Origin of the sequence: Brevundimonas sp. UBA7506, assembly GCF_002479495.1 — a bacterium.
Classification (GTDB): Bacteria; Pseudomonadota; Alphaproteobacteria; order Caulobacterales; family Caulobacteraceae; genus Brevundimonas.
Genome location: NZ_DLNQ01000005.1, coordinates 744,888 through 766,624, shown reverse-complemented (window position 1 = coordinate 766,624; position 21,737 = coordinate 744,888). Strand labels below are relative to the sequence as shown.

Annotated in this window: 17 protein-coding genes; 6 read left to right on the top strand and 11 right to left on the bottom strand. The window is 65.8% G+C overall.

Going from position 1 to position 21,737, the window contains the following annotated elements:
* Positions 1–3: 3 nt before the first annotated feature.
* The 4 genes from B3K53_RS05670 to B3K53_RS05655 all read right to left on the bottom strand — a co-directional run bounded on the left by B3K53_RS05670 (position 4) and on the right by B3K53_RS05655 (position 5,177).
* Positions 4–867 (bottom strand): glycosyltransferase family 2 protein, encoded by an 864-nt coding sequence (locus B3K53_RS05670; protein ID WP_292083143.1) that lies wholly within the window; start codon positions 865–867, stop codon positions 4–6.
* A complete protein-coding gene (locus B3K53_RS05665) occupies positions 860–1,921 on the bottom strand; it encodes a Gfo/Idh/MocA family protein (protein ID WP_292083142.1) in 1,062 nt (353 codons plus the stop codon). Before B3K53_RS05665 ends, B3K53_RS05670 begins: the two co-directional genes overlap by 8 nt.
* Positions 1,905–3,419: an NAD(P)/FAD-dependent oxidoreductase gene (locus B3K53_RS05660; protein WP_292083141.1), complete on the bottom strand. Its 1,515-nt coding sequence runs from the start codon at positions 3,417–3,419 to the stop codon at positions 1,905–1,907. The genes B3K53_RS05665 and B3K53_RS05660 overlap by 17 nt, the downstream gene beginning before the upstream one ends.
* 78 nt (positions 3,420–3,497) lie before the next feature.
* Entirely contained in the window at positions 3,498–5,177 is a 1,680-nt protein-coding gene (locus B3K53_RS05655) for a hypothetical protein (protein WP_292083140.1), read from the bottom strand.
* A gap of 135 nt (positions 5,178–5,312) precedes the next feature.
* On the opposite strand from B3K53_RS05655, the gene B3K53_RS05650 reads away from it, so the two are divergent.
* Positions 5,313–6,194 (top strand): hypothetical protein, encoded by an 882-nt coding sequence (locus B3K53_RS05650; RefSeq protein WP_292083139.1) that lies wholly within the window; start codon positions 5,313–5,315, stop codon positions 6,192–6,194.
* 50 nt (positions 6,195–6,244) lie between these two features.
* Entirely contained in the window at positions 6,245–7,084 is an 840-nt protein-coding gene (locus tag B3K53_RS05645; RefSeq protein WP_292083137.1) for a class I SAM-dependent methyltransferase, read from the top strand.
* On the opposite strand, the gene B3K53_RS05640 is transcribed toward B3K53_RS05645, so the two are convergent.
* The gene (locus B3K53_RS05640) at positions 7,078–7,770 is read right to left on the bottom strand and encodes a sugar transferase (RefSeq protein WP_292083136.1); all 693 of its coding nucleotides are present in this window, start codon (positions 7,768–7,770) and stop codon (positions 7,078–7,080) included. The genes B3K53_RS05645 and B3K53_RS05640 overlap by 7 nt on opposite strands.
* 158 nt (positions 7,771–7,928) lie before the next feature.
* Positions 7,929–9,689 (bottom strand): amidohydrolase, encoded by a 1,761-nt coding sequence (locus B3K53_RS05635; RefSeq protein ID WP_292083135.1) that lies wholly within the window; start codon positions 9,687–9,689, stop codon positions 7,929–7,931.
* Positions 9,690–10,029: 340 nt separating this feature from the next.
* Here B3K53_RS05635 and B3K53_RS05630 point away from each other — a divergent pair, with 340 nt between their 5' ends.
* Entirely contained in the window at positions 10,030–11,310 is a 1,281-nt protein-coding gene (locus B3K53_RS05630; protein WP_292083133.1) for a tyrosine-type recombinase/integrase, read from the top strand.
* A 190-nt stretch (positions 11,311–11,500) separates the two neighbouring features.
* Positions 11,501–11,686, top strand: a complete 186-nt coding sequence (locus B3K53_RS05625; protein WP_292083132.1) for a hypothetical protein — start codon at positions 11,501–11,503, stop codon at positions 11,684–11,686.
* A gap of 93 nt (positions 11,687–11,779) precedes the next feature.
* Here B3K53_RS05625 and B3K53_RS05620 read toward each other — a convergent pair whose 3' ends face one another.
* From B3K53_RS05620 to B3K53_RS05600, 5 genes are all read right to left on the bottom strand, one after another.
* Entirely contained in the window at positions 11,780–14,761 is a 2,982-nt protein-coding gene (locus B3K53_RS05620; protein WP_292083130.1) for an ATP-binding protein, read from the bottom strand.
* Positions 14,745–17,315, bottom strand: a complete 2,571-nt coding sequence (locus tag B3K53_RS05615; protein WP_292083129.1) for an HWE histidine kinase domain-containing protein — start codon at positions 17,313–17,315, stop codon at positions 14,745–14,747. Before B3K53_RS05615 ends, B3K53_RS05620 begins: the two co-directional genes overlap by 17 nt.
* Entirely contained in the window at positions 17,315–17,791 is a 477-nt protein-coding gene (locus tag B3K53_RS05610) for a biliverdin-producing heme oxygenase (RefSeq protein ID WP_292083128.1), read from the bottom strand. Before B3K53_RS05610 ends, B3K53_RS05615 begins: the two co-directional genes overlap by 1 nt.
* A gap of 413 nt (positions 17,792–18,204) precedes the next feature.
* Positions 18,205–18,975, bottom strand: a complete 771-nt coding sequence (locus tag B3K53_RS05605) for a metallophosphoesterase family protein (protein ID WP_292083127.1) — start codon at positions 18,973–18,975, stop codon at positions 18,205–18,207.
* Entirely contained in the window at positions 18,959–19,738 is a 780-nt protein-coding gene (locus B3K53_RS05600) for a hypothetical protein (protein ID WP_292083126.1), read from the bottom strand. Before B3K53_RS05600 ends, B3K53_RS05605 begins: the two co-directional genes overlap by 17 nt.
* Positions 19,739–19,973: 235 nt before the next feature.
* On the opposite strand from B3K53_RS05600, the gene B3K53_RS05595 reads away from it, so the two are divergent.
* Positions 19,974–20,396, top strand: coding sequence for a DUF2231 domain-containing protein (locus tag B3K53_RS05595; protein ID WP_292083125.1), 423 nt, complete (start codon positions 19,974–19,976; stop codon positions 20,394–20,396).
* Between the two features lie 41 nt (positions 20,397–20,437).
* On the top strand, positions 20,438–21,703 hold the full coding sequence (locus B3K53_RS05590) for a PQQ-dependent sugar dehydrogenase (RefSeq protein WP_422653079.1): 1,266 nt from the start codon (positions 20,438–20,440) through the stop codon (positions 21,701–21,703).
* The last annotated feature ends 34 nt before the right edge of the window (positions 21,704–21,737 follow it).

Genomic DNA, 21,737 nt, shown 5'->3' with positions numbered 1-21,737 from the left:
GGATCAGGTCCAGCTTTCGGCGGCGTCGCCGACGCTGCCGGTCAGGTAGCCGATGAACTCGCCTGCGGACCAGGCGGTGCTGAGCAGGCATAGCCATAGAACCGCGCCGGGCCAGACTTTCAGCCCCTGCGGACGATCGCGCAGCGTCCGATGGATCATCGCCGCCGGCAGCAACAGACAGCCGGCGGCATGGCCGAGGCGGCGAACCAGAAGCGCCTTGGGAAAGCGGCGTCCCGCGAACAGGCGTCCATGCTGGAATCGCGTCCGCAGACGCGCGCCCTGCTCATGTTCGGCGGCGTAACAGACCGACATGGCGTCGCTGGTCCGCACCGTCCTGCCGGTCTCTTTCAGGCGGCGGAACAGGTCGCCTTCGATAAGGCCGCCCGTCTGGTCGTCCAGCAGCGGCAGGACGGCGTCGCGCGCGACGGCGAAGGCCAGGCCGGGCAGGCCCGAGGCCGGGTCCTGCTTCATCTCGTTTGGAGAGAAGCGAGCATACTCGCTGAGGCCCAGAGCGAGGCCGCGGGAGGACAGGCTTGGCGAGATGGTGATCGGCCCTGCGACGGCGGCGGTCCCGTCCATGGCGAAGGCGGCGCTCAGGCCTCGACGCCAGTCCGCGCCCGGCACGGCCGTGTCCTCGATGAAGGCGACGTAGGGCGTTCGGGCCGCAACCAAGGCCTTCATTCTCAGCACGGGAACCGGGGTCTTGGCGTCGTCGGCCGTGTCCGAAGCGCCGCGACCCACGACGACGATCCGGTCTGCCTGACGGGCCAGCGCCGTTAGGCAGGCCTTAAGCGCAGCGCCGCCGACCAGAGAAACGACCACCACGGTCAGGTCGTCAGGCGAAGGGGTTTCGGGGCGCTCAAACATCGCACACCTCCGCCCCCGCGCGCCGCATGCCCGCCAGAACAGCGTCGCCCGCCACGGCGCAAGCCAGGGTCTCGTCCAGCGAGATCGGGCGCTGCCCAGGATCGGACAGGGCGTCGTAGAAGCGCCGCGTCAGTGTTCGCAGGCCGGGGTAGGCGAGATCGCGGCGCAGCACTCGACCCGTCAAAGCGGCGGTCGCGCCGGCCAGTCCCTTGGCCCCGCGCTCAAAGGGCGCGACGATCTTGGACGTTCGCGAGACACGTCCGCTCAGAACAACGTCGTGACCGTGAAAGCCGTCGATCTCGATCAGGCCCTGATCGGTGTGGATGCGGGTCTGAAAACAGGTGGGGCGCGCGCTCAGGCTGATGGCGATGGTCGCCGTGGTCGCTCCCAACTGCCCGATGACGCTGACCTCGCCCGCCTGGGCGCGATGGACGATCCAGTCCACCGCGTCGATGGCTTCGTCGGGCAGCAGCCGTTGCAGGATGGACAGGGGGTGGGGCAGGATTTCAGCGGCGACCGCGTCGGCTCGGCCTTCGAACCGACCGAACGCCCCCGCCGAGCAGAGGGTGAAATCGATCCGTCGAGCGCCCCCGGCCGCGGGGATCCGCGCTCTGGCCCGCTCGACGCCGGGCTGAAATGCGTACTGGTGCGTCGGGCATATGTAGAGGCCGCGCGCATCGGCCGTCTGGATCAGGGCGCGGGCGATATCGGCGCCCGGCGCCATCGGCTTTTCGACGAGGACGTGGGCCCCGCGTTTCAGCAAAGACGTCGCCAGGGCGGCGTGGCTCTGGACGGGGGTGCAGACATGGGCGGCGTCGATGCGCATGGCCTCTGGAACCAGCGTCAGGTCTGTCAGGGCGCACGCGCCAGGCGCCGACCGCGCAAGGGCGTTGGCCGCCGCTTCGTCCTGATCCACCACAGCCATGATGCGGGCGCCGGCCCGCCGGGCGGCGTCCATATGCCAGCGGCCCATCGGGCCGGCCCCCACGATCAGGGCCTGGGGCGCGCCGTCGGGGGGCGCGACGCGCGGCTGCGGCTCAGCGGTTGGCCTCACCCACCAACTCCCGTCTGACCCGCTGCGGCGTCAGCCGCACGCTGCTCAGGGCCTCCTGCGCGCCTGAGACGCCGGCTTCGGAATACTCGGCGTCCTCGTTGACGCCCCAGACGTCATAGAGACGCTTGCCAGCCAGGATGTTCTGGACCGTCAGCATCGCCGTCATCATGGCGTGGTCCTGATTGTTGTACTTGTGCATCCCGTTTCGCCCGACCAGGTGAAGGGTCGGGTATTCGCGCTCATAGTCCTCGCGCACGGCGTCGACGGCCTGCTGATAGGTGTCGTCGTAGACGGGATAGGCGCGGGGCTGGCGAACCACGGTGCCGTCGATGACGTCGGCCGGATCGACCAGGCCGATCTGGCCGATCTCCCGCTTGGCCAGTTCGATCATGTCGGCGTCGTCGGCGGTCCACAGGCCGTCGCCCTCGAAGCAGAAATACTCCAGCCCGACGCAGGCGAAACCCTCGGGCGCCATGTGCGGCGACCAGGACAGGAAGTTCTGCACCCGCCCCACCTTGAGGTCGGGATCGTGGATATAGACCCAGTTGTCGGGGAAGGTGGCCGAGGCCCGTGCAATCAGGGCCACGGTGATGAAGTCGCGATAGCGCAGGGTCTGGGCCTGGGCGTCGCTGCGCGGCCGGGGGGAAATGGCGGCGGACAGTTCGGTCAGCGGGGCCGAGGAGACGATGTGCGCGGCGGTCAGGGTCTGTGGGGCGCCGTCGGCGGTGGTCACGGTCGCGGTCCAGTGCGCCCGGTCCGCATTCCACGACAGGCCGGTCAGGCTGCAGCCCATTCGGACCTCGCCGTCCTGCGCCCGCACCTTGTCGGCGGCGGTCTCCCACATCATGCCCGGCCCCTTGGCGGGATAGCGAAAGGACTCGATCAGGGTCTTGGCCCCGCCCGATGCCTGTTTCAGGCCCAGCGAGCGATTGACGCCGTCAATGATGGCGGCGCCCAGGTCCAGCCCCTTGATCCTCTGCGCCGCCCAGTCGGCCGAGATCTCGTCGCACGACATGCCCCAGACCTTTTCCGTGTAGGTCTTGAAGAAGATCGAGAACAGGCGCTCGCCGAACTGGTTTCGCATCCACTGGTGGAAGGTCTGCGGGTCGGGAATAGGCTGCAGCCGCGCGCCCAGATAGGACAGCATGCAGGCGCTGCTCTTGAGAATGCCGAGGTTGGTCAGCGCCTCGAAGGCCCGCAGCGGATAGCTGTAAAACTTGCCGTCGTAATAGATGCGCGACAGCCGGGGCCGCTCGATCATGTCGTCGGGCAGGATCTCGTCCCACAGTTCGACGACCTCGCGGCTTTTGGAGAAGAAGCGATGCCCGCCGATGTCGAACAGGAAGTCGCCGTGGCGGACGGTGCGGCTGATGCCGCCGACATAGACGGGGTCACGCTCGACGATCACCACGTCGCGGCCGGCCTTGGTCAGCAGATAGCCGGCCGTCAGACCCGCCGGGCCGGCGCCGATGATAAGCGTCTCGGTATCCAATGACACGCGCCGCTCCTCCCATTCGCGGGCCGAGGCTCGCGAAGTCTCCCGAGGGCATAACTCGGAGTTTCAAAAAGCGTTGCCTTAGCTCTTGAAACGAGGCGACAGCGCCGCCTGCGCGCGGGCGGTGGTGCGCTCGGAGCGTTCGTATTCCGGCGCGCATCCGGGCAGGCTGGGGTCGGGGGCTTGCGGCGCTTCGCCCACGGCCGTCGGCGTCATCGTCGCACGATAGAGCCAGACATTGGTGTCCTCGGCGGCCAGATCGACCTTGGCGTCCAGGCCGCGCGCGCGCCACTCGACGTCGTTGCCCTGAATGTTCCATGGCTCCCGGCCATAGTCTGTGATCAGGATCCACAGCCGATGCTCGGGCGCGACGACAGGCAGTTCATCGATCACGCAGTTCCAGCGGCCCGACGTCAGTCCGCGCACCCATTGAACACCCGCCAACCCGGCCTCGCCCTGATAGGTCAGGAAGGCGGGGGCCGAGGTTCGGGTCACATAGACCACGTCGCCCGGTCGCGCCTCGCGAGCCAGGGTCTTCAGAACGGGCTGCATCTCCTGCATGGCGAAGGGCGGGCTTCGGCTCAGTTCGCCCGCCAGAGCCCAGGCCGACGGGCCGACGGCGGCGGCGAACAGCACCGCCCCCGCGGCCAGGCTGCGCATCCTCACCGCGATTTGCGAAAAGCCGATCCCCGCCAGCAGGATGGTGGTCGGCAGCAGGAAGAGGGTCAGCCGCTCGAACAGGGGATAGAGCTTCAGCCCCGATCCGATCACCGCCGCCGCGGCCGGCAGCAGCAACAGGAGCAGCAGCCAGGGTTGGCGCCGAACCCCGTAGATCACGCCGGCCAGGATCAGACCCGCCACCGCGAACTGCAGCCCGCCGAAGAAGTAGTAGAGCATCTCCTTGGGCGCGGTGACATACCAGGCCAGGGCCTTGAGCGAAGTCGGGGGCAGGGGGGCGAAGTAGTTGGTCTCGAAGAAGGCGCGCGACACGCCCGAAGTGACCGAGGTGCCGGCGGCCTGCGGGGCGGCGAAGACCACATAGGCGAAGGCGAAGGCGGCCAGCCACGCCACGCAGATCCCCGCCGTGGCCGCCGTCGCGCGCCAGTCCTTTTCGATGGCCTTTTTAATGAAAACGGCGGCTCCGGCCCCGAACAGGACATAGACAGTCGGGAAGGAGAAGAAGGGCGCGACGGCGCCCACGATCAGGAAGGCGGCCCAGGTCCACCAGCGCGCTGCGGCGGTCGTCAGCAGATGATGGCCGATCGCCAGGATCAGGCAGGCGAACATCACGTCCAGGGCGTAGGGCTTGGCGTCCCCGGTGAAGCGCACGAAGACTACCGAACAGACGAACAGCGAGACGGCGCAAAGGAAACCCAGGCCCCGCGTGGTCCGCGCCGCCAGATGACGGAAGGCCGCGAGCGCGGCGATCCCCGCCAGCAAGGACAACAGGCGCAGGTCGTACTCATAACGCCCCGTCAGTCCGTCCAGCAGCTTCTCGCCCAGCAACCATCCCACCGGCGCGACCTGGCCATAGTCCAGCGGACCCAGCAGTTCCTGGGGCGACAGGTAGCGGATGTTGAGCGCGATGAAGGCCTCGTCCTGACGCAGCGACCGGGCGCCGAGGACATTGTAGATCTGGGCCAGGGCGCCGACGGCCACGATGATCCAGGACAGCGGGGACAACAGGCGGTCCTGCGGCGAACCCGCCAGCAGGCGCTCCCAGACCGTGTCTCGCCTCGTCGCTTCGCCAGCCTCAGTCATGGCCACCTCGCTCCGTCCGGGCATCTCGCCTGAAGTCGGGCGCAATGCGGTCGACGGAACACAGCTATACGGGAACGTTTTACTTGGGAAGCGCGGGGTGTAGCGTCCCGCTTCATGGGAGGTCCTATGGGCGCGATGATGACGGCTCCTGCGCTGACCGTGGTGATCGCCGTCAAGGGCGGGCAGGCCAATCTGTCCGCGATCCTGGACCGTCTGTCTGACGTCGACTCTCGCACGGTCGAGGTCCTGTTCTGCACGGCGGGGCCAGCCTCCGAGGCCCTGACGTCGCCCGGCGCGCGACACCGCGTCATCGAGGCGGAGGCGGCCGCGCTTGTTCCCCATCTGTGGCGCGACGGTCTCTTCGCCGCGCGGTCTGACCGCGTGGCCCTGACCACGGCCCAGTTCGTGCCGCCCGAGGACTGGATCGCCGGGCTTCTGGCCGCCGACCTGGACCGCTGGGCCGGCGTGGGCGGGCCGATCGAGAACGACGCGGCGGTCAACACCGTGCGCTGGGCCGTCTATTTCCTGCGCTACTGGAAGTTCGCGCCGCCGCTGCCTCCGGGACCGGTCGAGGAGATCGCCGCCGACAATGCCGTCTATGATCGGCGCGAAGTAATCAAGCATCCCGACCTGCTGGCGCGGGGCTTCTGGGAGCCGTCGTTTCATGCTCGCTTTCGCGCCGACGGTCGGGGCCTGGGCCTGGATCCGCGCCTGCTCAGCCTCTATCGCGGCCATGACAGCGTGGGCGAGTTTTCGCGTCAGCGCTTCGCCCACGGCCGGACCTTCGGCGAGACGCGGGGACGGGCGAGAACGCGCGCCAACGCCGTCGCCTACCTGCTGGCGACGCCGCTTGTGCCGCCGCTGCTGATCGGGCGGATCATGAGCCGCGCCTTTCGCCGCCGACGGCTCGCGGTGCGCTTCTTCCAGGCGCTGCCGTGGCTGCTGGTCTTTGTTACGGCCTGGAGCGCCGGCGAGGCGGCGGGCTATCTGAAGGCGGCGTTCGGCGCGCGCGACTAGGGCGAATTGGAACCAAACAGCGGTCAAGGTTCTTGGCAATTCGAATGGACATGACCCCGACCCAGGATGAGATCTACACCCCCGGCTACTACGACCGGATCGGGGCGCTGGAGCACACGCACTGGTGGCACCTGGGCGCGCAGAGGGTGGCCAAGACCCTGCTGGCCTCGGTGCGGGCGCCGAGCTTTCCCGCGGTTCTGGACGCGGGCTGCGGCGCCGGCGGGATGATGGCCTGGGCGCGGGCCGAACTGGGCGCAGTCTCGCTGTCGGGAGTGGATGTGTCGCCCGATGCGGTGCGGACTTGCGCCGGACGCGATCCCGACTGGTCCGTGCAGTTGGGGTCGGTCATGGACATGCCGCTGCCCGATGCGGGGTTTGATCTGGTGATCTGCAACGACGTGATCCAGCACCTTCCCACCGACGGCGGCGACCTGAGCGCGCTCAAGGAAATCAGGCGGGTGCTGAAGCCGGGCGGGCTGCTGATCCTGCGCACCAACTCCCGTCAGGGCATGGGGCAGGACCCGACGGCTCAGGATCATGACTACAAGCGCTACATCCGTCAGGAGGTCGTGGATCTGATGGTCCAGGCGGGGTTCGCCGTGCGCCGCGCTACCTATGTCAACGCCATCGGCGGAGCGCATGAAACCCTGCGGCGCTTGGTGCGCCCGCCGCGTTCTCAGCATCATCATCATCATGACGTCGCGACCGGCGATCAGCCTCAGCGCCACCTGTATGAAGGGCTCACCATGCGCGATACGGCGAAGGAGAAGCCGGCCCTGAATCGGATGCTGCTGGCTCTGTTCGGCGTCGAGGCGGCGATCCTCAAGGGGCAGGGACGCAGCCTGCCGTTCGGCCATTCCATCGTGGTCGTCGGCGAAGCGCCTCAGTAGGAGCCGCGACCCGAGGTGACGGCGGGCAGGGTGGCCACGATGATCTTCAGGTCCGTCTGCAGCGACTTGTTGCGTGCGTACAGGACGTCGCAGGCCACCCGCCGACGATAGGTCATGTCATTGCGCCCGCTGACCTGCCACAGGCCTGTGATGCCTGGCCGCACGGCGCAATAGTATTGGAAGTAGCCGCCGTAGCGCTCGATTTCGCCGACCACGATCGGGCGCGGGCCGACGATGCTCATGTCGCCCTGCAGCACGTTCAGCAGTTGCGGCAGTTCATCGAGGCTGGATTTGCGCAGGAATTTCCCTAGCCGGGTGACGCGCGGGTCGCGATGCAGCTTGTGGTCGCGTTCCCAGGACTCTCGAGCATTGGGGTTGGTCTTCAGCAGATCCGTCAGCACGGCGTCGGCGTTGCAGATCATGGATCGGAACTTCAGACAGCCGAAGATCTGCCCGTCCTTGCCGACCCGGGCGTGGCGAAAGATCGGCGCGCCGCCGTCGCTCAGATAGATGACGGCCGCGACGACCAGCAACAGGGGGGCCAGCAGCACCAGCGCCGCCGCCGCGACCATGATGTCCAGCAGTCGAACCCACTGTCCGTCGCTGATCGAGGGCGCGCGCAGGGGCGGGATCGGCCCTAGCGGACGAACACTGACACCTTGGCTCGCAGAAAGACCCAGATCCATGAGAACCCACCCAGCACGCGGCGTTAATGAATTCTTAACGTCGCTTTACCGGCAAGGTTCAGATTGAGTTAATCCTATGATTTGTATTGTTTTTATGCCAAAATTCGCGAAGTCAACCGCGAATAAAATGGGGTATATGGCGCAGTCCTCAGGCCGCTCTAGCGGCGCCAGACCTCGCGGCCCTCCTTGAAGGTGGCCTGCACCTTGATCCCGGCCAGCTTCTCGGGATCGACGGTCATGGGGTCAGCGTCCAGCAGGGTCAGGTCGGCCACTTTGCCGACGGTCAGGGAGCCCTTCGTGTCGTCTTCATAGTGCTGCCAGGCCGCCCACAGGGTCATGGCCTTGAGGGCGATGTCGACCGGCACGCATTCGTCAGGGCCGAGGATGTCGCCCGAGCGGGTGCGGCGGGTGACGGTCGCCGACAGCACGCGCATGGCGTCGGGATTGGCCACCGGGGCGTCGTGGTGGCTGGTGAAGCGCATGCCGCGGCGCACGACCGAGGCGCAGGGCGAGATGAACTCGGCCCGACGGGGGCCCAGCACCGAGTCCCGGTGGAAGTCGCCCCAATAGAAGGTGTGCATGGGGAAAAGGGACGGCACGATGCCGAGCGTCTTCAACTCGTCCAACTGATCCATGCGGACGGTCTGGCCGTGAATCAGGACCGGGCGACGGTCCTTGGCGCCGTGCCGGCGGGCGGCGTCGCGCACCGCCCCGATCAACAGGTCGATGGCGGCGTCGCCGTTGGCGTGGACCTCGATCTGCCAGTCGTTCTTGAAGGCCAGTTCGATGGCGTCCAGGGCCTGTTGCTCGGTCACCGCCGGATAGCCGCGATAGGAGGCGGGCTTGCCCTCGGGCGGTATGTAATAGGGCTGGGACAGCCAGGCGGTCTTGCCCTGGGGCGAGCCGTCCAGCGTCAGCTTGACCCCGCCGATGCGGAACTTGCCGACGTAGTTCTTGCGATAGAGCGGCGTGGTCATGACGTCGGTCGAGGTCAGAATGTCGGGGAAGGACAGGATGTCGATCGGCAGTTCGCCGCGCTCGGCCATCTGGGCCATCAGCTGGCAAGAGCCGGTCGAGGAACGCCCGTCCTGGGCCGTGATGTAGCCAAAGCTGGAATAGAAGCGCGCGCCTTCGCGGATCATCTCCATATTGGCCTGAACGTCGAGGCGCGTGAACAGGGCGCCCATGACGGCGAAGAGGGCGGTCTCCTCCATGACCCCGTTGGGCTCTTGCGAGCCGTCTTCGCGACGGAAGGCCCCGCCGTCGGGGTTGGGGGTCGAGGCGCTGATCCCGGCGGCCTTCAGGGCCGCGCCGTTGGCGGCGCCCAGGTGGCCGGACTGATGCAGGAAGAGGATCGGCACGCTGTCGGATATGGCGTCCAGCTCGGTCCGCGTCGGATGGCGGCGCTCCTTCAACTGGGAGTCGTCATAGCCGAATCCGATGACCAGCTGGGTGTCGCGGACAAGCTGCTCATGGGCGTTCATCCAGTCGCGGGTGATGCGCTGCAGGGCAGGGATGTCGTCGCCCGCCCCGTCCGGCGCCGGCAGCAGGTTGGCGTAGCGCGCCTGCAGCCCGACCATGGAGACGTGGCCGTGCGGGTCGAAGAAGCCCGGCAGCAGGGTGCGCCCGTCCAGATTGACCGTCTGGGTGTTGCGACCGACAGCGGCGCGGGCGGCGTCCAGCGAGCCCACGGCGACGATGACGCCATTGCGCACCGCCACGGCCTCGGCCGTCGGCATGGCGTCGTCGATGGTCAGGATCGGCCCGCCGGTGAAGATCGTGGCCGACGCGCCGCGCGGGGTCTGGGCCCGGCTGCGGCCCCCCAGCAGGGCCGCTCCGGTCAAGGCCCCTGCGCCCGCCAGCAGGCCACGGCGGTTGGAAGGGAAGCCGGCGGTCGGATCGCTCAGGTCAGGGCGCATCGCTCACTCCTCTGCTGCGCAGAGGCTAGGTCGAAATCATGACGCTCAAAAGCGCAGCCGTTTCGAAGGCGGCGATGTTCGGCTTGTCGGTGAGGAAAGATGGTGGACGCGACAGGGATTGAACCTGTGACCCCCTCGGTGTGAATCCTATTTTAGCGGTTTCAGGCCGGTTCAGCCGGTTTCAGTTTTTGAAGCAAGATATTGTTTTTACGTCATTTATCTACAATTGATCATTTCAGGTGTTTTCAGGCAGTTTCGTATTGGGCGCCCCCCTAACGCCCCCCTTGGTGTAGTATGAGGGGGTCAGAAGTGATTTGAGGGACAGATGCCTCGGGATCCCGTGCGTACAGATCGTCAGGTCGCCGCCCTGAAGCCGCGCGATGCGCGGTATGAAACGGCCGTCGCGGACAGCCGCGGCCTGTACGTCCGCGTGTGGCCTACGGGGGCGAAAGGCTTCGAACTTCGATACACTGCCGAGAACGGCAAACGGCGTCGTCATGTGCTGGGCGCCTATCCGGACATCACCCTTGCCGAAGCTCGTCGTCTGGCCGCTACAGCCCGGGTTGCCGTCGCAGGCGGGACAGATCCGGCCGCTGCCCGCAGTGCGCGTCGGGAGGAAGCCAGGACGGGGGACACGCTCGAAGATCTGGCTGAGGCCTACTGGAGGGCTGCCGGAAAGGGACTGCACGGCGGACGACGACGTCCCAAGCAGGCGAGGACCATCGAGTCCGAACGTTCGCTTTTCCGCCGCTACATAAAGCCGGTTCTCGGCGACATGAAATTCGCCGCCGTCAGGAGGACGGATATCCGCATCTTCATGCGGGACCTGGCGGCGGAAAGCGGGCTGGCCCCGGCCAGTCTCGCCTCGGTCGGGGGCGTCCTGATGAGCGTGCTGGGCTTTGCGGTCTACGAGGATCGCCTTGAAGCCAACCCGGCCTACGGACTGACCAGGCCCCTTGCGCTCACGCCCCGCGAGCGGATGTTCGATGACGAGGCGCTGCGGGTTCTGTGGAACGAGGCCTCGCTGGCGTCATCGCCCCGCGCGCCCGGCGAGAAGACGGCCGGCATGCATGCACGTCTCGATGCGCCCACGGGCCTGGCGATCCAGTTTCTTATGACGACTCTGACGCGCCGGTCTGAAGTCGCCGAGGCGCTTTGGAGCGAGATTGATATGGCCAGCGCCGTCTGGACCATCCCTTCGCATCGCACCAAGGCTCGACATGTGCATGTCGTTCCCCTTCCAGACGAAGCCCTGGCCGTCTTGCAGCGAGCGCGTGCTCTGTATCCGAAGAGCGCTTGGATCTTCCCGGCTCCGCGCAACAGGACTGGTCCTGTGGATCCCCGCGCTTTGACCAGGGCCGTCGTCCGCACCTGCAAGCGTCGCAACCTGCCCGCCGGTTCGCCACACGACGTGCGGCGGTCAGGCGCCACGACCCTTACCGGCAGATATGGAGTAGGGCGTTTCATCGTCGGTCATCTTCTTGGGCACACCGTGCGGGACGGCGCCGCCGTCACGGCGGTCTATGATCGTTACAGTTACATGGCGGAGAAGCGGGCGGCCCTTCAGACCTGGGCCAGCCATCTCGCCAATCTGAAACCCTCCGCAGAGGCCGGTGGATGACGCCAACGCCATTGATGCGACGGATGCACCCTTGCTAGCGGATGCCTGATCCGACGCCGTTCCGACGTATCGGTACACGATATTGTTTCATGGTGTCGCGGAACATCGCGCTCATCCAAGGTCTCATTCGGACCGTATCCAGCTCCCGCCCCGGACTTGCTCCAGCGCGGATGCAGTTCCGAGTTTGTTGATGAACCATACGTCCCGCCTGACCGAACTTCGCCGCTTCCAGCTCAATGCGGAACACATGGCGAGGCTGTCGCCCTTCAAGGCCGACCGCGAGAAGTTCGGGCGGATCGCGGAGCGTTACAGGCAGGAAGCCGAGGTTCTGAAGGGGGAGGGCGGGCCGCCCGCGTCTTCCCGCAAAAGCGGATGAACGGCAGCTGCGGCGTCTCCGCCGGCCTCGGCATCGCCGTCGGCGCTCAGGGATGCGTCTGAATCAGGGAACGGGCGCGGTGCGTTGACGCGGTCACGTCTCGATCATGGTCGTGACCTTCGACGCTAGGTCCGACATCGCGAACGGCTTGGTCATGACCTCCATGCCCGGTTCCAGCAGTCCATTGCCCACGGCGGCGTTCTCTGCATAGCCCGTGATGAAGAGGACCTTGAGGTCCGGACGCCTCAAGCGGGCGGCGTCGGCCACCTGTCGCCCATTCAGGCCGCCAGGTAGACCGACATCTGTGATCAGGAGCTCGATCCGGTGCTCGCCTTCCAGAAGGCGCAAGCCTGAAGGCCCGTCGGCTGCTTCCAGCGTCGTGTAGCCATGCTCACGCATAATCTCGACGACAAGGCTGCGCACAGACGCCTCGTCATCGATGACAAGGATGGTTTCGCCATGACCAGCGACTGGGTTCGGACCCGCCGCCACCGGGTCAGGCTCGGCCGGGGCGCCGTGATAACGCGGCAGGTAGAGACACATCGTGGTGCCCAGCCCGGGTTCGGAATAGACGCGGATCTGACCGCCGGACTGCCTGACGAAGCCGTGGATCATCGACAGACCCAGCCCGGTGCCCTGTCCGATCGGCTTGGTGGTGAAAAAGGGTTCGAAGATCCTGTCGATGATCTCGGCGGACATTCCTGAGCCGGTATCGGTGACGCAGATGGAAATATATTGACCAGGAGGCAGGTCGCGCTCGCGGGCGTGGCGATCGTCGAGCCACTTGTTCGCGGTTTCTATCGTCAGACGGCCGCCTCCCGGAGCCATGGCGTCGCGTGCGTTGATGCACAGATTGAGCATGGCGTTCTCAAGCTGCGATGGATCAATTTCGCTCAGCCACAGACCGCCGGCGCCGACGACTTCAAGGTCGATATCAGGGCCGACCGTACGGCGGATCAGATCCTCCATCCCGCCGATCAGGCGGTTCGCATCCGTAGGGCGAGGGTCCAGGGTCTGGCGACGAGAAAAGGCCAGAAGGCGCTGGGTGAGGGTGGCCGCCCGCTGGGCAGCGCCCTGCGCCGCTTCAACATAGCGCCCGATTTCGGCACCGCGACCCTGCGCCATCCGTTTGGAGATCAACTCCAGGCTGCCGGAAATCCCTGCGAGGAGATTGTTGAAGTCGTGGGCAATGCCGCCCGTCAGCTGGCCGACAGCCTCCATCTTCTGGCTCTGACGCAGGGCGGCATGAGCGGACTGCAGTTCTTCGGTCCGCTCTTCGACGCGGGCTTCAAGCGAGGCGTTGAGATCCGCCAGAGCTATTTCAGCCCGTTTCCTCGCCGTCAGGTCCTGGAAGAGAACGGCCACCTGACGACCTCCGGCTGGTCCGACCTTGAAGGCGGCCAGTTCCAGCCATCGACATGTGGCTTCCAGTTCCTTTTCAAAGCGGATCGGCCGGCCTGTCTCGAGGACGTTCCGATAAAGCGAAACCCAGCTGTCGGCCTCGGCGGGCACCATGTCGCGGACCCGGCGGCCCACCACGTCCTCAATCCCCGCATGTTCGGCATAGGCGGCGTTGGCTTCGACATGAATATAGTCGCTGAGCGGCCCGTCAGGCCCGTCGATGAATTCGATGACGCAGAAGCCCTCGTCCATGGTGTCGAACAGGGTCTGGTAGCGTTGCTGGCTTTCAGAGCGCTCGGCCTCGGCGCGAAGCCGTTCCAGGACGTTTCGGGTTCGCGCCGCCACATCCTGCAGAAAATCCAGGTCGATCTGGCTCCACGCGCGGGAGCGGGCGTCGGTGACGAAAAGCATGGCGACCAACTGGTCGCGTTCCAGCAGGGGCACGGCGGCGAAGGTTTGAATGCCCGTTGCCGCCAGGACGGCGGCCTTTGCGCGCATGAGGGCGTCCTGGGCGACGTCGGCCACAGCGACGGCGCGCCCCTGGGCCAGGATCTTGAAAATCTCGGGATGGTCTCGCGGCGACCAGGCCTGCTTCGGCAGTTTGGCGCCCTTGTCGAGCGAGACGTAGGCCGCCGCCAGGTCCAGGGTTTCGCCGACGATGCGCGCGGCGGCGGTCGAAATCAGTCCGGGGTCGTCCAGGGCGGTGAGCTCGTCATGCAGGCGGAGCAGGGCGGCTTGCCTGACTTCGACCTGCTTGCGCTCGCTGATGTCGAAGCTGACGCCGGGAAGACGGCGGAGTCGCCCGTCGCCGTCCAGCACGCACCGGCCCTCGGCGACGACCCACACCGTTCCTCCGTCGGACTGGACCAGACGGTATTCCGCGCTGAAGGCGGAGCGCATCTCAACGGCGCGCTCGATCGTCGCCCGGACTTCCGGAAGGTCCTGAGGATGAATGGCGCTGAAGAAGACCTCGAGCGGCGCGCCCTCGCGCGCGAAAACGGGATCTACGCCGTAGAGCCGGGCGAAGCGTTCATCGGCGCGCACGATATCCGTGGCGACGTCCCAGTCCCAGGCGCCGACGCCGCGGCCGGCCGACAGCGCCAACTCGAGCCGTTCGACCGCCTCGGCCTTGTGAGCGGCGAGACGGATTTGCTCGGTGATTTCGGAGACGAAAACCATAACGCCGGCGGGATGACCGAATTCGTCAGGAACCGGGGCGTAGTGAAGATCAAGCCAGGCCGATTCAGGGCCGGAGCCTCGATCCAGCACCAGTTCCTGGTGTTCAAGCGACCAGGACTCTCCCGCGAGCCCGCGACGAATATTGGCGTCGTTGAAATCGGCGATTTCGGGCCAGCCCTCACGCGCGCCCATGCCGAGCAGTTCGGGGTGGCGAGCGCCGGCGAAGCGCGCATACCCGTCATTGTAGAGCAGGACGCCGGAAGGCCCCCAGAGCAGAACCATAGGATTTGGCGCGGCGATCATCATGCCGACGACCGTTGTCAGACCTGGCGGCCAGGCTGACCGGGGGCCGAGCGGCGTCCTTGACCAGTCGTGGTCCCTGATGAGCCGGGCCATTTCGCCCGGACCGTTCAGGAAGTTCCTGTCTGCGGCCGTCTGAATCACAAATCCCCCTGATCGCCATGCGATCGGCCGCTGTCTAGGTCGTTTCGCCAATGAGGCTGTCGAAGGCTCTGGCCACATTCTCCAGCGTATAGGGCTTTTGCACGATCGGACGCCCCCTGTGTTCGATCGGCGGGTTGGCCTGTTCGCCGTAGCCGGTCGCGAAGATGAAGGGAACGCCGACTTCCGCCAGTCGGTCGGCGATCGGATAGCTGTGACGATCGCCGAGATTGATATCCAGCATGGCGACCGTGGGACGGGCCGTCTCGATGAATTCGAGCGCTCCCTCCACCGTGGCGGCGGTGGTGACGGAAGCCGCCCCCAGCCTATGGGCGATATCCTCGGCGTCCAGCGCGATGATGAGGCTGTCTTCGACCAGCAGAATGTCGTGGTTGGCCAGCACCGCGTCCGGGAGGGCCTGGGGGTGGCCTGGGGCGGGCCGCGGGTATCTGATCATCTTGCCGCCGTCCGTGGGCCGCGGTTCCGACAGATGTCGCGCCGGGATGCGGAAGACGGCGTGCACGCCGCCGGGCTCATAGGCGACGTCGGCCGATCCGCCGAGATCATAGGGGACCGACCGGCTGATGATCGTGGTGCCGAAGCCCTGCCGGATCGGCGGGGTCACCGGCGGTCCGCCGATCTCACGCCACTCCATGACCAGGTCACCCGCCGCATTGCGGCTCCAGCCGATCACCACCCGCCCGTCCTGCGCCGAAAGACTCCCGTACTTGTTAGAGTTCGTGACCAGCTCATGCAGCACCAGCGCCATGGTGGAGTATGCGTTCGGGTTCAGGAGAACGGGTTCGCCCTGAAGCGTGATGCGTCCCCGCTCATCGACGAAGGCGGCTGCTTCCGCGTCGATCAGCGCCTGCAGCGGCGCGGGTCCCCAATGGTCGTCGGTGATCTGGTTGTGGGCCCGCGCCAGGGCATGGATGCGTCCGTCCACGACTTTGACGAAGTCCGCGATGCTGGCGCTGGTGGGTTCCGACTGGCGGATCAGGCCCCGTATCAGACCCAGGATGTTGCGCACACGATGATTGAGCTCAGCGATCAGAAGCTCCTGACGCGCACTCGATTGCTGGCGCTCGGCGGAGGCTTCATCGGCAAGACGCAGTACGACCTCTATCAGGGTCGCCCGCAGGGTCTCCGCCACCCGGATTTCTGACGCCGTGAACGGCTGAGAGCGTCCCTCGACAAGCTCTTTCCATTCCGCAAAGCTCTCGCGCGGCGTCAGGCGAGGACCGTTCGGGCCGAAACTCACCGGCTTGTGCGGGTCGCCGCCCCAGCGCACGGAATGAACCAACTCTCGACGAAACAGGATGACGTAATCGCGCGGCGAGCGAGAGATCGGAATGGCCAGAAGACCGGCCGCGCCCGAGGCGAAGGCGGCCGCTTCAGGGACCAGCGAGCCGATGTGATCCGTAGCGAACACGCGACCGGCGGCCGTGCCGTTCAGCGCGCGCACGATGCGACGGAAATCCTCCAGAGGGGGCGTCTCGCCGGAAAACGCGTGATTGCCGCCCAGCCATACGCCGACACCGTCGGCCGGTATGGCGTGGGTGAGGATGTCTGCGAGCCAGTCAGGATCCTTGAGCAGGGTTTCGTCCGACGCCACGGCCCCCAACAGCTGGTCAGAAATATCCCGAGCGCGACGTTCATACTCGACGGTTTCCTTACGCTCGCGGCTCTCCAGTCGCATGGAGAACATCTGGGCGAACAGCTCGCTGACCGACCGTCGCTCGAAGGTGGGGCGTCGCGCGGCGTAATGATGGCAGGCGAAGAGGCCCCAGAGCTTGCCGTCGACGATGATGGAAATCGACAGCGATGCGCCGACGCCCATATTCTTGAGATACTCGATGTGGATCGGTGAAACCGATCGCAGCGTCGAAAGGGAAAGATCTAGGGGTTGGCCGGCCTCGTTGCGCGAAGGAATGACGGGAACCGGCACGGCGTTGACGTCCGTGATCAATCTCAGGAGATTGCGCCGGTAAAGTTCCCGCGCCTGGGCGGGGATGTCGGTCGCCGGATAGCGAAGCCCCATGAACCGGCCGATGCCCGAGCGCACCGCCTCAGCCACGACCTCGCCGGACCCGTCCTCGGCGAACCGGTAGACCATGACTCGATCGTAGCCGAGGAGGGCGCGAACCTGGCGGGCGCCTTCTCTATAGAATGCGGGAAAATCCGCCGCCTGATCCAGCCGCGACATCATGGATCGAACGGCGCCGCTTGCGTCGCCGTGTTCGCCGGACGCCGGTTCGGCCTCAATGACGATCTCTCCGGCGGAGACATGAACGGCGACGTCGAAAGCCGGACCACCGTTTACGAGCACGCAGTTGAAGAGACGCTCAACGGCGTCACGTCCCCCCAGCATGGCGACGCGGTTGCGCAGATCGTGAACCGCCGTAGGGGTGAAGAGGTCCTGGACCAGGGCGCCGATGACATCCTCCGGCGACTGATGGAGGAAATCCTCGATGTTTGCGGAGGAGCGCGCCACCTGCCAATCGGCGGTCAGAGCGAGCAGAAAACCGATCGGTTGGATGGCTCCAGGGATGTGAATAGGTTCACGATCGCAATTGGTCAGATCGACCGAGGCGGCGGGGGTCGTCACTATCGGTCGGCTCCGGGGTAGGCGCGTGCGGCGTTTTCGAACACCGCGAACACTGAACAGGCGGCGCTTGCGGCCCTGTCGAAGCGGTCTGGCGAACTGAGCCGTTCATCAAGAACAGAGGCTAATGCGCGCCAGGCGGCCGGGTTCCCGGACGAGAGGAAAGATCTCGGGAAATCGTCAGGTACCGAGCGGATCAGAACGGCGGCGCCAAGCCGAGAGCCTTCAAGGACATAGATGGCGCCCAATACCTCCGCCTCTCCACGAAAAGGCGTGACCGAGGCGGGTTCGGGCAAGGCCAGACCCATCAGGCTCAGATCGGATCGCAGCGCCTCTGTGCGACGTCTTTCGGGCCAGTCCGGCAGATAAGCTCCCGCTTCGGCGCCATCCAGAGCGCCCTCGACGCCCATGAAGGCGCTCGCCTGGGCCTGGAGAAAGGCGGCGTAGTCGGCGTGACGAGTCAGATCATAGCCAGACATAAAGGCGTCCAGGCGCTCATGAGCGACGGAGGTGGCCGCCTTTAGCCTGAAGCGCGCGCTAATCGCGGCGGCCGGTCCAGAGAGATGGGGCAGGACAGGTTCCTTGGCTTGGGCGAGGGTACGCGACGCGGACGCCTATTGCTTAAGCGCCTGGAGCTTTGTCAAACACATGACCGCAGCCTGGCCGTAACGCATTGACCTAGGTTAGGATCGGCCATGCGTAGATCGAAGTATCAAAGCGCATGGGCGCGGAAATCGGACGCGGTTGAAACAACCTGAAATGCCGATTTGAGGGTGGCTTGCGTGGCCCCTACCGTCCGCCTTGACGCAGTGCGAAGGGGCAAAGGCAGGTCATGAAGCGAGCGAGAACATAGCTGCCGAGCGGGAGGCCGCCCCCGCCCAAGACCTAATTGTCAAACCTCGAATACGCGGTATGGGAGTTCACCCAAGGTTCGCAGAACAGGCAGGGCGACATTGTAGACGGGGACGCCTCGTGCCGTGCGGCCTTCAGGCGCGCCGCGGTGCGCATGCCCGTGGACCACAAGTTTGACGTTCTCGTAGCGATCCACGACCTCCCCCAGGCGAGAGGAGCCGAGGAAGGGGTGAATCTCCGGCGGCTCGCCGATCACCGTGTCTACGATAGGCGCGTAGTGCAGCAGCACCACGCTGCGTTCAGTGCGAAGGGTGCGGATGGAATTCTCGATGAGGTTGGCGTCCTCGACCGCCTCCTGGACGAACTGCTTGATCGAAGCCTCTCCGAACGAACTGAGCATGTAACGACCGAAGCCGCCGACAAAGCCCTTGCCGCCGGCGAAACCGACGCCCCCGATCTCATAGGACTCTCCGGTCAGCATTCGGACGCCCGCCTCGGACATCAGTCGGGCGACTTCGTCGGGCTGGCCGCATTCATGCTCATGATTGCCGAGAACCCCGACCATGGGGATGCGGCAGGCCCGCAGGTCTTCGAGCAGGTTCTCGACCTCGCCTGTCTTGCCGAAGTTGACCAGGTCGCCGCACAGGCACAAGACATCTGCGTCTTCGTGGACGCGGTCGAAAAGATCGCGGTAGAGGCGATGCGAAGTCTCGCCGACGTGCAGGTCCCCGACGGCGGCGATACGCAGCTTCCTTCCTGGTCCAGCCTCCATGCCGGGTTGAGGCGTCTGGATGTCAGGCGACGGGGTCATGGCGTTCCTCCAGGCCCTTGCCGACAACGTCGCCGAAGCCCCATTCGCTGATGTCGGCGATATAGTCGCGAGGGCTGAACAGACGGCCGCGACAGACCCTGACGCGCGGCGCCGGCAGATCGACCTGGGCCTGAAGCCGTTCCAGGAGCTCGGTCATCAGCCATGCCGGCACACGGCCGCGCTCTGTGGGATAGGCGAAGCGGAAGTTGAGCAGATGGGCCATCAGCACCTCCCAGTAGAGGTCCATCTGATCCAGCATGGACTTCCAGTCGATGGCGTCGGACTGCTTCAGGATGACGTGGTTCACGTCCGCCCCGTCGTAGCGATACCGATCCTGGATGAAGACCTTGGACAGGATCAGGGCCGTGGGCGGGGTGATGGTCACCTCGTGGCCGTAGACCGTGATCCGGTTCTCGCCAAACCAGCTGTCCGACACCGCGATTGTCCCGTTCGACATGGCGAAGATGACGTCGAAGAAGTGTTTGTCGTCCTTCCAGACCTTGGCGATCCAGCGCTCGTCCTCGACATCCGTCCGGTAACCACGGGCCTGGAAGTAGGCGAGAATGCGAGGGTAATCCCCGGGCTTGCAGAAGACGTCCAGGTCCTTGGTTGGACGGCGGATGCCGGTGTAGGCCGTCACCGCATAGGTGCCGGAGAGCAGGAAGGGCACGCCGGATTCCTTCAGAAGCCGAAGGCTCTCCTCGTAGAAGGCCATGGCCTCGGGCGGAGGTTCAAATGCGGGCTCGGCGACGGTGTCGGACATGCAGCGGGGTTCCTGAACAAGGTCAGGGAAACGGAGCCGCCAAGGCGAGGGTTCCGCGTCAGAAACGTCGGCGGAAGGGCCAGGACCATGAATATGCCGCAGAAGCCGTAAGGCTCGAGCCATGAGCGCAATAGGCCGCCGGTTGAATGAGATGGCCTGTAACCATTCGGCTATGCCGTTGAACCTTCTCGCGGCCAAGCAGTTAGCCAAAGCCAGGCTTTAGGGAGAGGGCGACATGACCATCGATGACCGATCCGGCGGGGTGGTTCGACCCCTACATCGCATATTGCTGGCGTTTCCGATCAGCCTCTTCACCTTCGCCCTGTTCACCGACATCGCCTATCTGAAGACGGCGGAGATTCAGTGGACGAACTTCTCGGCCTGGCTCATCACCGGGGCGCTGGTGTTCGGCGGTATCGCAGGCGTCTTCTCCATCATCGATTATGTCGTCGGCGCGCGGCGGGGTCGGTCGCGCCTCGGCCTGATTCATCTGGTTGCGCTCGCCCTGGCCTGGGTGCTGGGGCTGGTGAACGCCTTCAAGCACAGTCAGGACGCCTGGAGTTCGGTCGGCGCCTTCGGCCTGATCCTGTCCCTCCTATGCACCTTGCTGGTCTTCGTGGCCGGCTGGATCGCCTACTCCGCGCGGGAGACAATCTGATGGACAAGAACCTGCTTGCCGCCAGCGCCGCGACCCTTGCGATGGCTTTGACCGTGGCCTCCTGCGGAAACGCCAGCGATCCCAAGCTGAACCAGACGGGCGGCGCTCCCGACCTGCCAAGCATAAACGAGACCCTGGTTCCGGCCATGAAGATCAGTCCGCCCGCCAGCTGGAACGGCGAGGCGCCCACCGTGCCCCAGGGCTTTACAGTCAGCGCCTTCGCGACCGACCTGAAGATTCCACGCCAGATGCTGGTCCTGCCGAACGGCGATGTGCTGATCGCCGAAGGGCGCGGCGGTCATGCGCCGCCGCTGCGCCCCAAGGACGTGATCGCCGGTTTTATCAAGAAGCAGGGCAACACCAAGATCAAAGGGGGCGACCGCATCACCCTGCTGCGCGACGCCGATAATGACGGCGTCCCCGAACTTCGCGCCGTGCTGGTCGATAATCTGGATGCGCCATATGGTCTGGCCTATGTCGAGGGCTACCTCTACGTCGCCGAGCAGGGCGCGCTGACCCGTTTCGCCTTCCAGCCGGGGCAGACCGGTATCGCGACGCGGGGGGAGCGGGTCACAGCACTGCCCTCCCGCATAAACCACCACTGGACCAAGTCCCTGACTGTCAGTGCGGACGGGACCAAGTTTTATGTCGGCATCGGCTCCAACTCCAATATCGGCGAACGGGGACTGGCGGTGGAGGAGGAGAGGGCCGTGGTCTGGGAAATCGACCGCGCGACCGGCGCGCGTCGCACGATCGCCACCGGCATTCGCAACCCGACAGCCCTGGCGATCGAGCCGACCACCGGCCTCCTGTGGTCGGTGGTCAATGAGCGTGACGAACTGGGCCCGCAACTGGTGCCCGACTATCTGACCCAGGTGCGCGACGGCGCCTTCTATGGCTGGCCCTACAGCTATTGGGGCCAGAATGTCGATCCGCGCGTGAGACCGCAGAAGCCGGACATGGTCGCCAGGGCCGTCAAACCCGACTACGCCCTGGGCTCGCACGTCGCGGCGCTCGGTCTCGATTTCGCGCGCAGCGGCGGCTTTGGCGGCCCGTACGCCGACGGCGCCTTCATCGGCATGCACGGCAGTTGGAACCGTGAGGATCCGTCCGGCTACAAGGTGGCCTGGGTGCCGTTCAGCGGCGGGCGTCCCGTGGGACAGCCCCTCGATTTCGCCACGGGTTTCCTCAAGGACGGCGAGGCCCGTGGCCGTCCCGTCGGCGTGGCCTTTGATCCTGCGAAAAGGATTCTTCTGGTCGCCGACGACCTGTCCAACACGGTCTGGCGGATCGCCCCATCGCGCTGAGGCGTCGTGGTCGCGAAGCATGATTGAACCGTCG

What these genes read in the sequence shown, in the direction of transcription:
- B3K53_RS05650 (WP_292083139.1), top strand. Translation starts at nt 5,313, where the DNA reads ATGATGACGGCTCCTGCGCTGACCGTGGTGATCGCCGTCAAGGGCGGG.
- B3K53_RS05595 (WP_292083125.1), top strand. Translation starts at nt 19,974, where the DNA reads ATGACCATCGATGACCGATCCGGCGGGGTGGTTCGACCCCTACATCGC.
- B3K53_RS05600 (WP_292083126.1), bottom strand. Translation starts at nt 19,738, where the DNA reads ATGTCCGACACCGTCGCCGAGCCCGCATTTGAACCTCCGCCCGAGGCC.
- B3K53_RS05655 (WP_292083140.1), bottom strand. Translation starts at nt 5,177, where the DNA reads ATGACTGAGGCTGGCGAAGCGACGAGGCGAGACACGGTCTGGGAGCGC.
- B3K53_RS05640 (WP_292083136.1), bottom strand. Translation starts at nt 7,770, where the DNA reads ATGGATCTGGGTCTTTCTGCGAGCCAAGGTGTCAGTGTTCGTCCGCTA.
- B3K53_RS05590 (WP_422653079.1), top strand. Translation starts at nt 20,438, where the DNA reads ATGGCTTTGACCGTGGCCTCCTGCGGAAACGCCAGCGATCCCAAGCTG.
- B3K53_RS05625 (WP_292083132.1), top strand. Translation starts at nt 11,501, where the DNA reads ATGAACCATACGTCCCGCCTGACCGAACTTCGCCGCTTCCAGCTCAAT.
- B3K53_RS05670 (WP_292083143.1), bottom strand. Translation starts at nt 867, where the DNA reads ATGTTTGAGCGCCCCGAAACCCCTTCGCCTGACGACCTGACCGTGGTG.
- B3K53_RS05610 (WP_292083128.1), bottom strand. Translation starts at nt 17,791, where the DNA reads ATGTCTGGCTATGATCTGACTCGTCACGCCGACTACGCCGCCTTTCTC.
- B3K53_RS05635 (WP_292083135.1), bottom strand. Translation starts at nt 9,689, where the DNA reads ATGCGCCCTGACCTGAGCGATCCGACCGCCGGCTTCCCTTCCAACCGC.
- B3K53_RS05605 (WP_292083127.1), bottom strand. Translation starts at nt 18,975, where the DNA reads ATGACCCCGTCGCCTGACATCCAGACGCCTCAACCCGGCATGGAGGCT.
- B3K53_RS05645 (WP_292083137.1), top strand. Translation starts at nt 6,245, where the DNA reads ATGACCCCGACCCAGGATGAGATCTACACCCCCGGCTACTACGACCGG.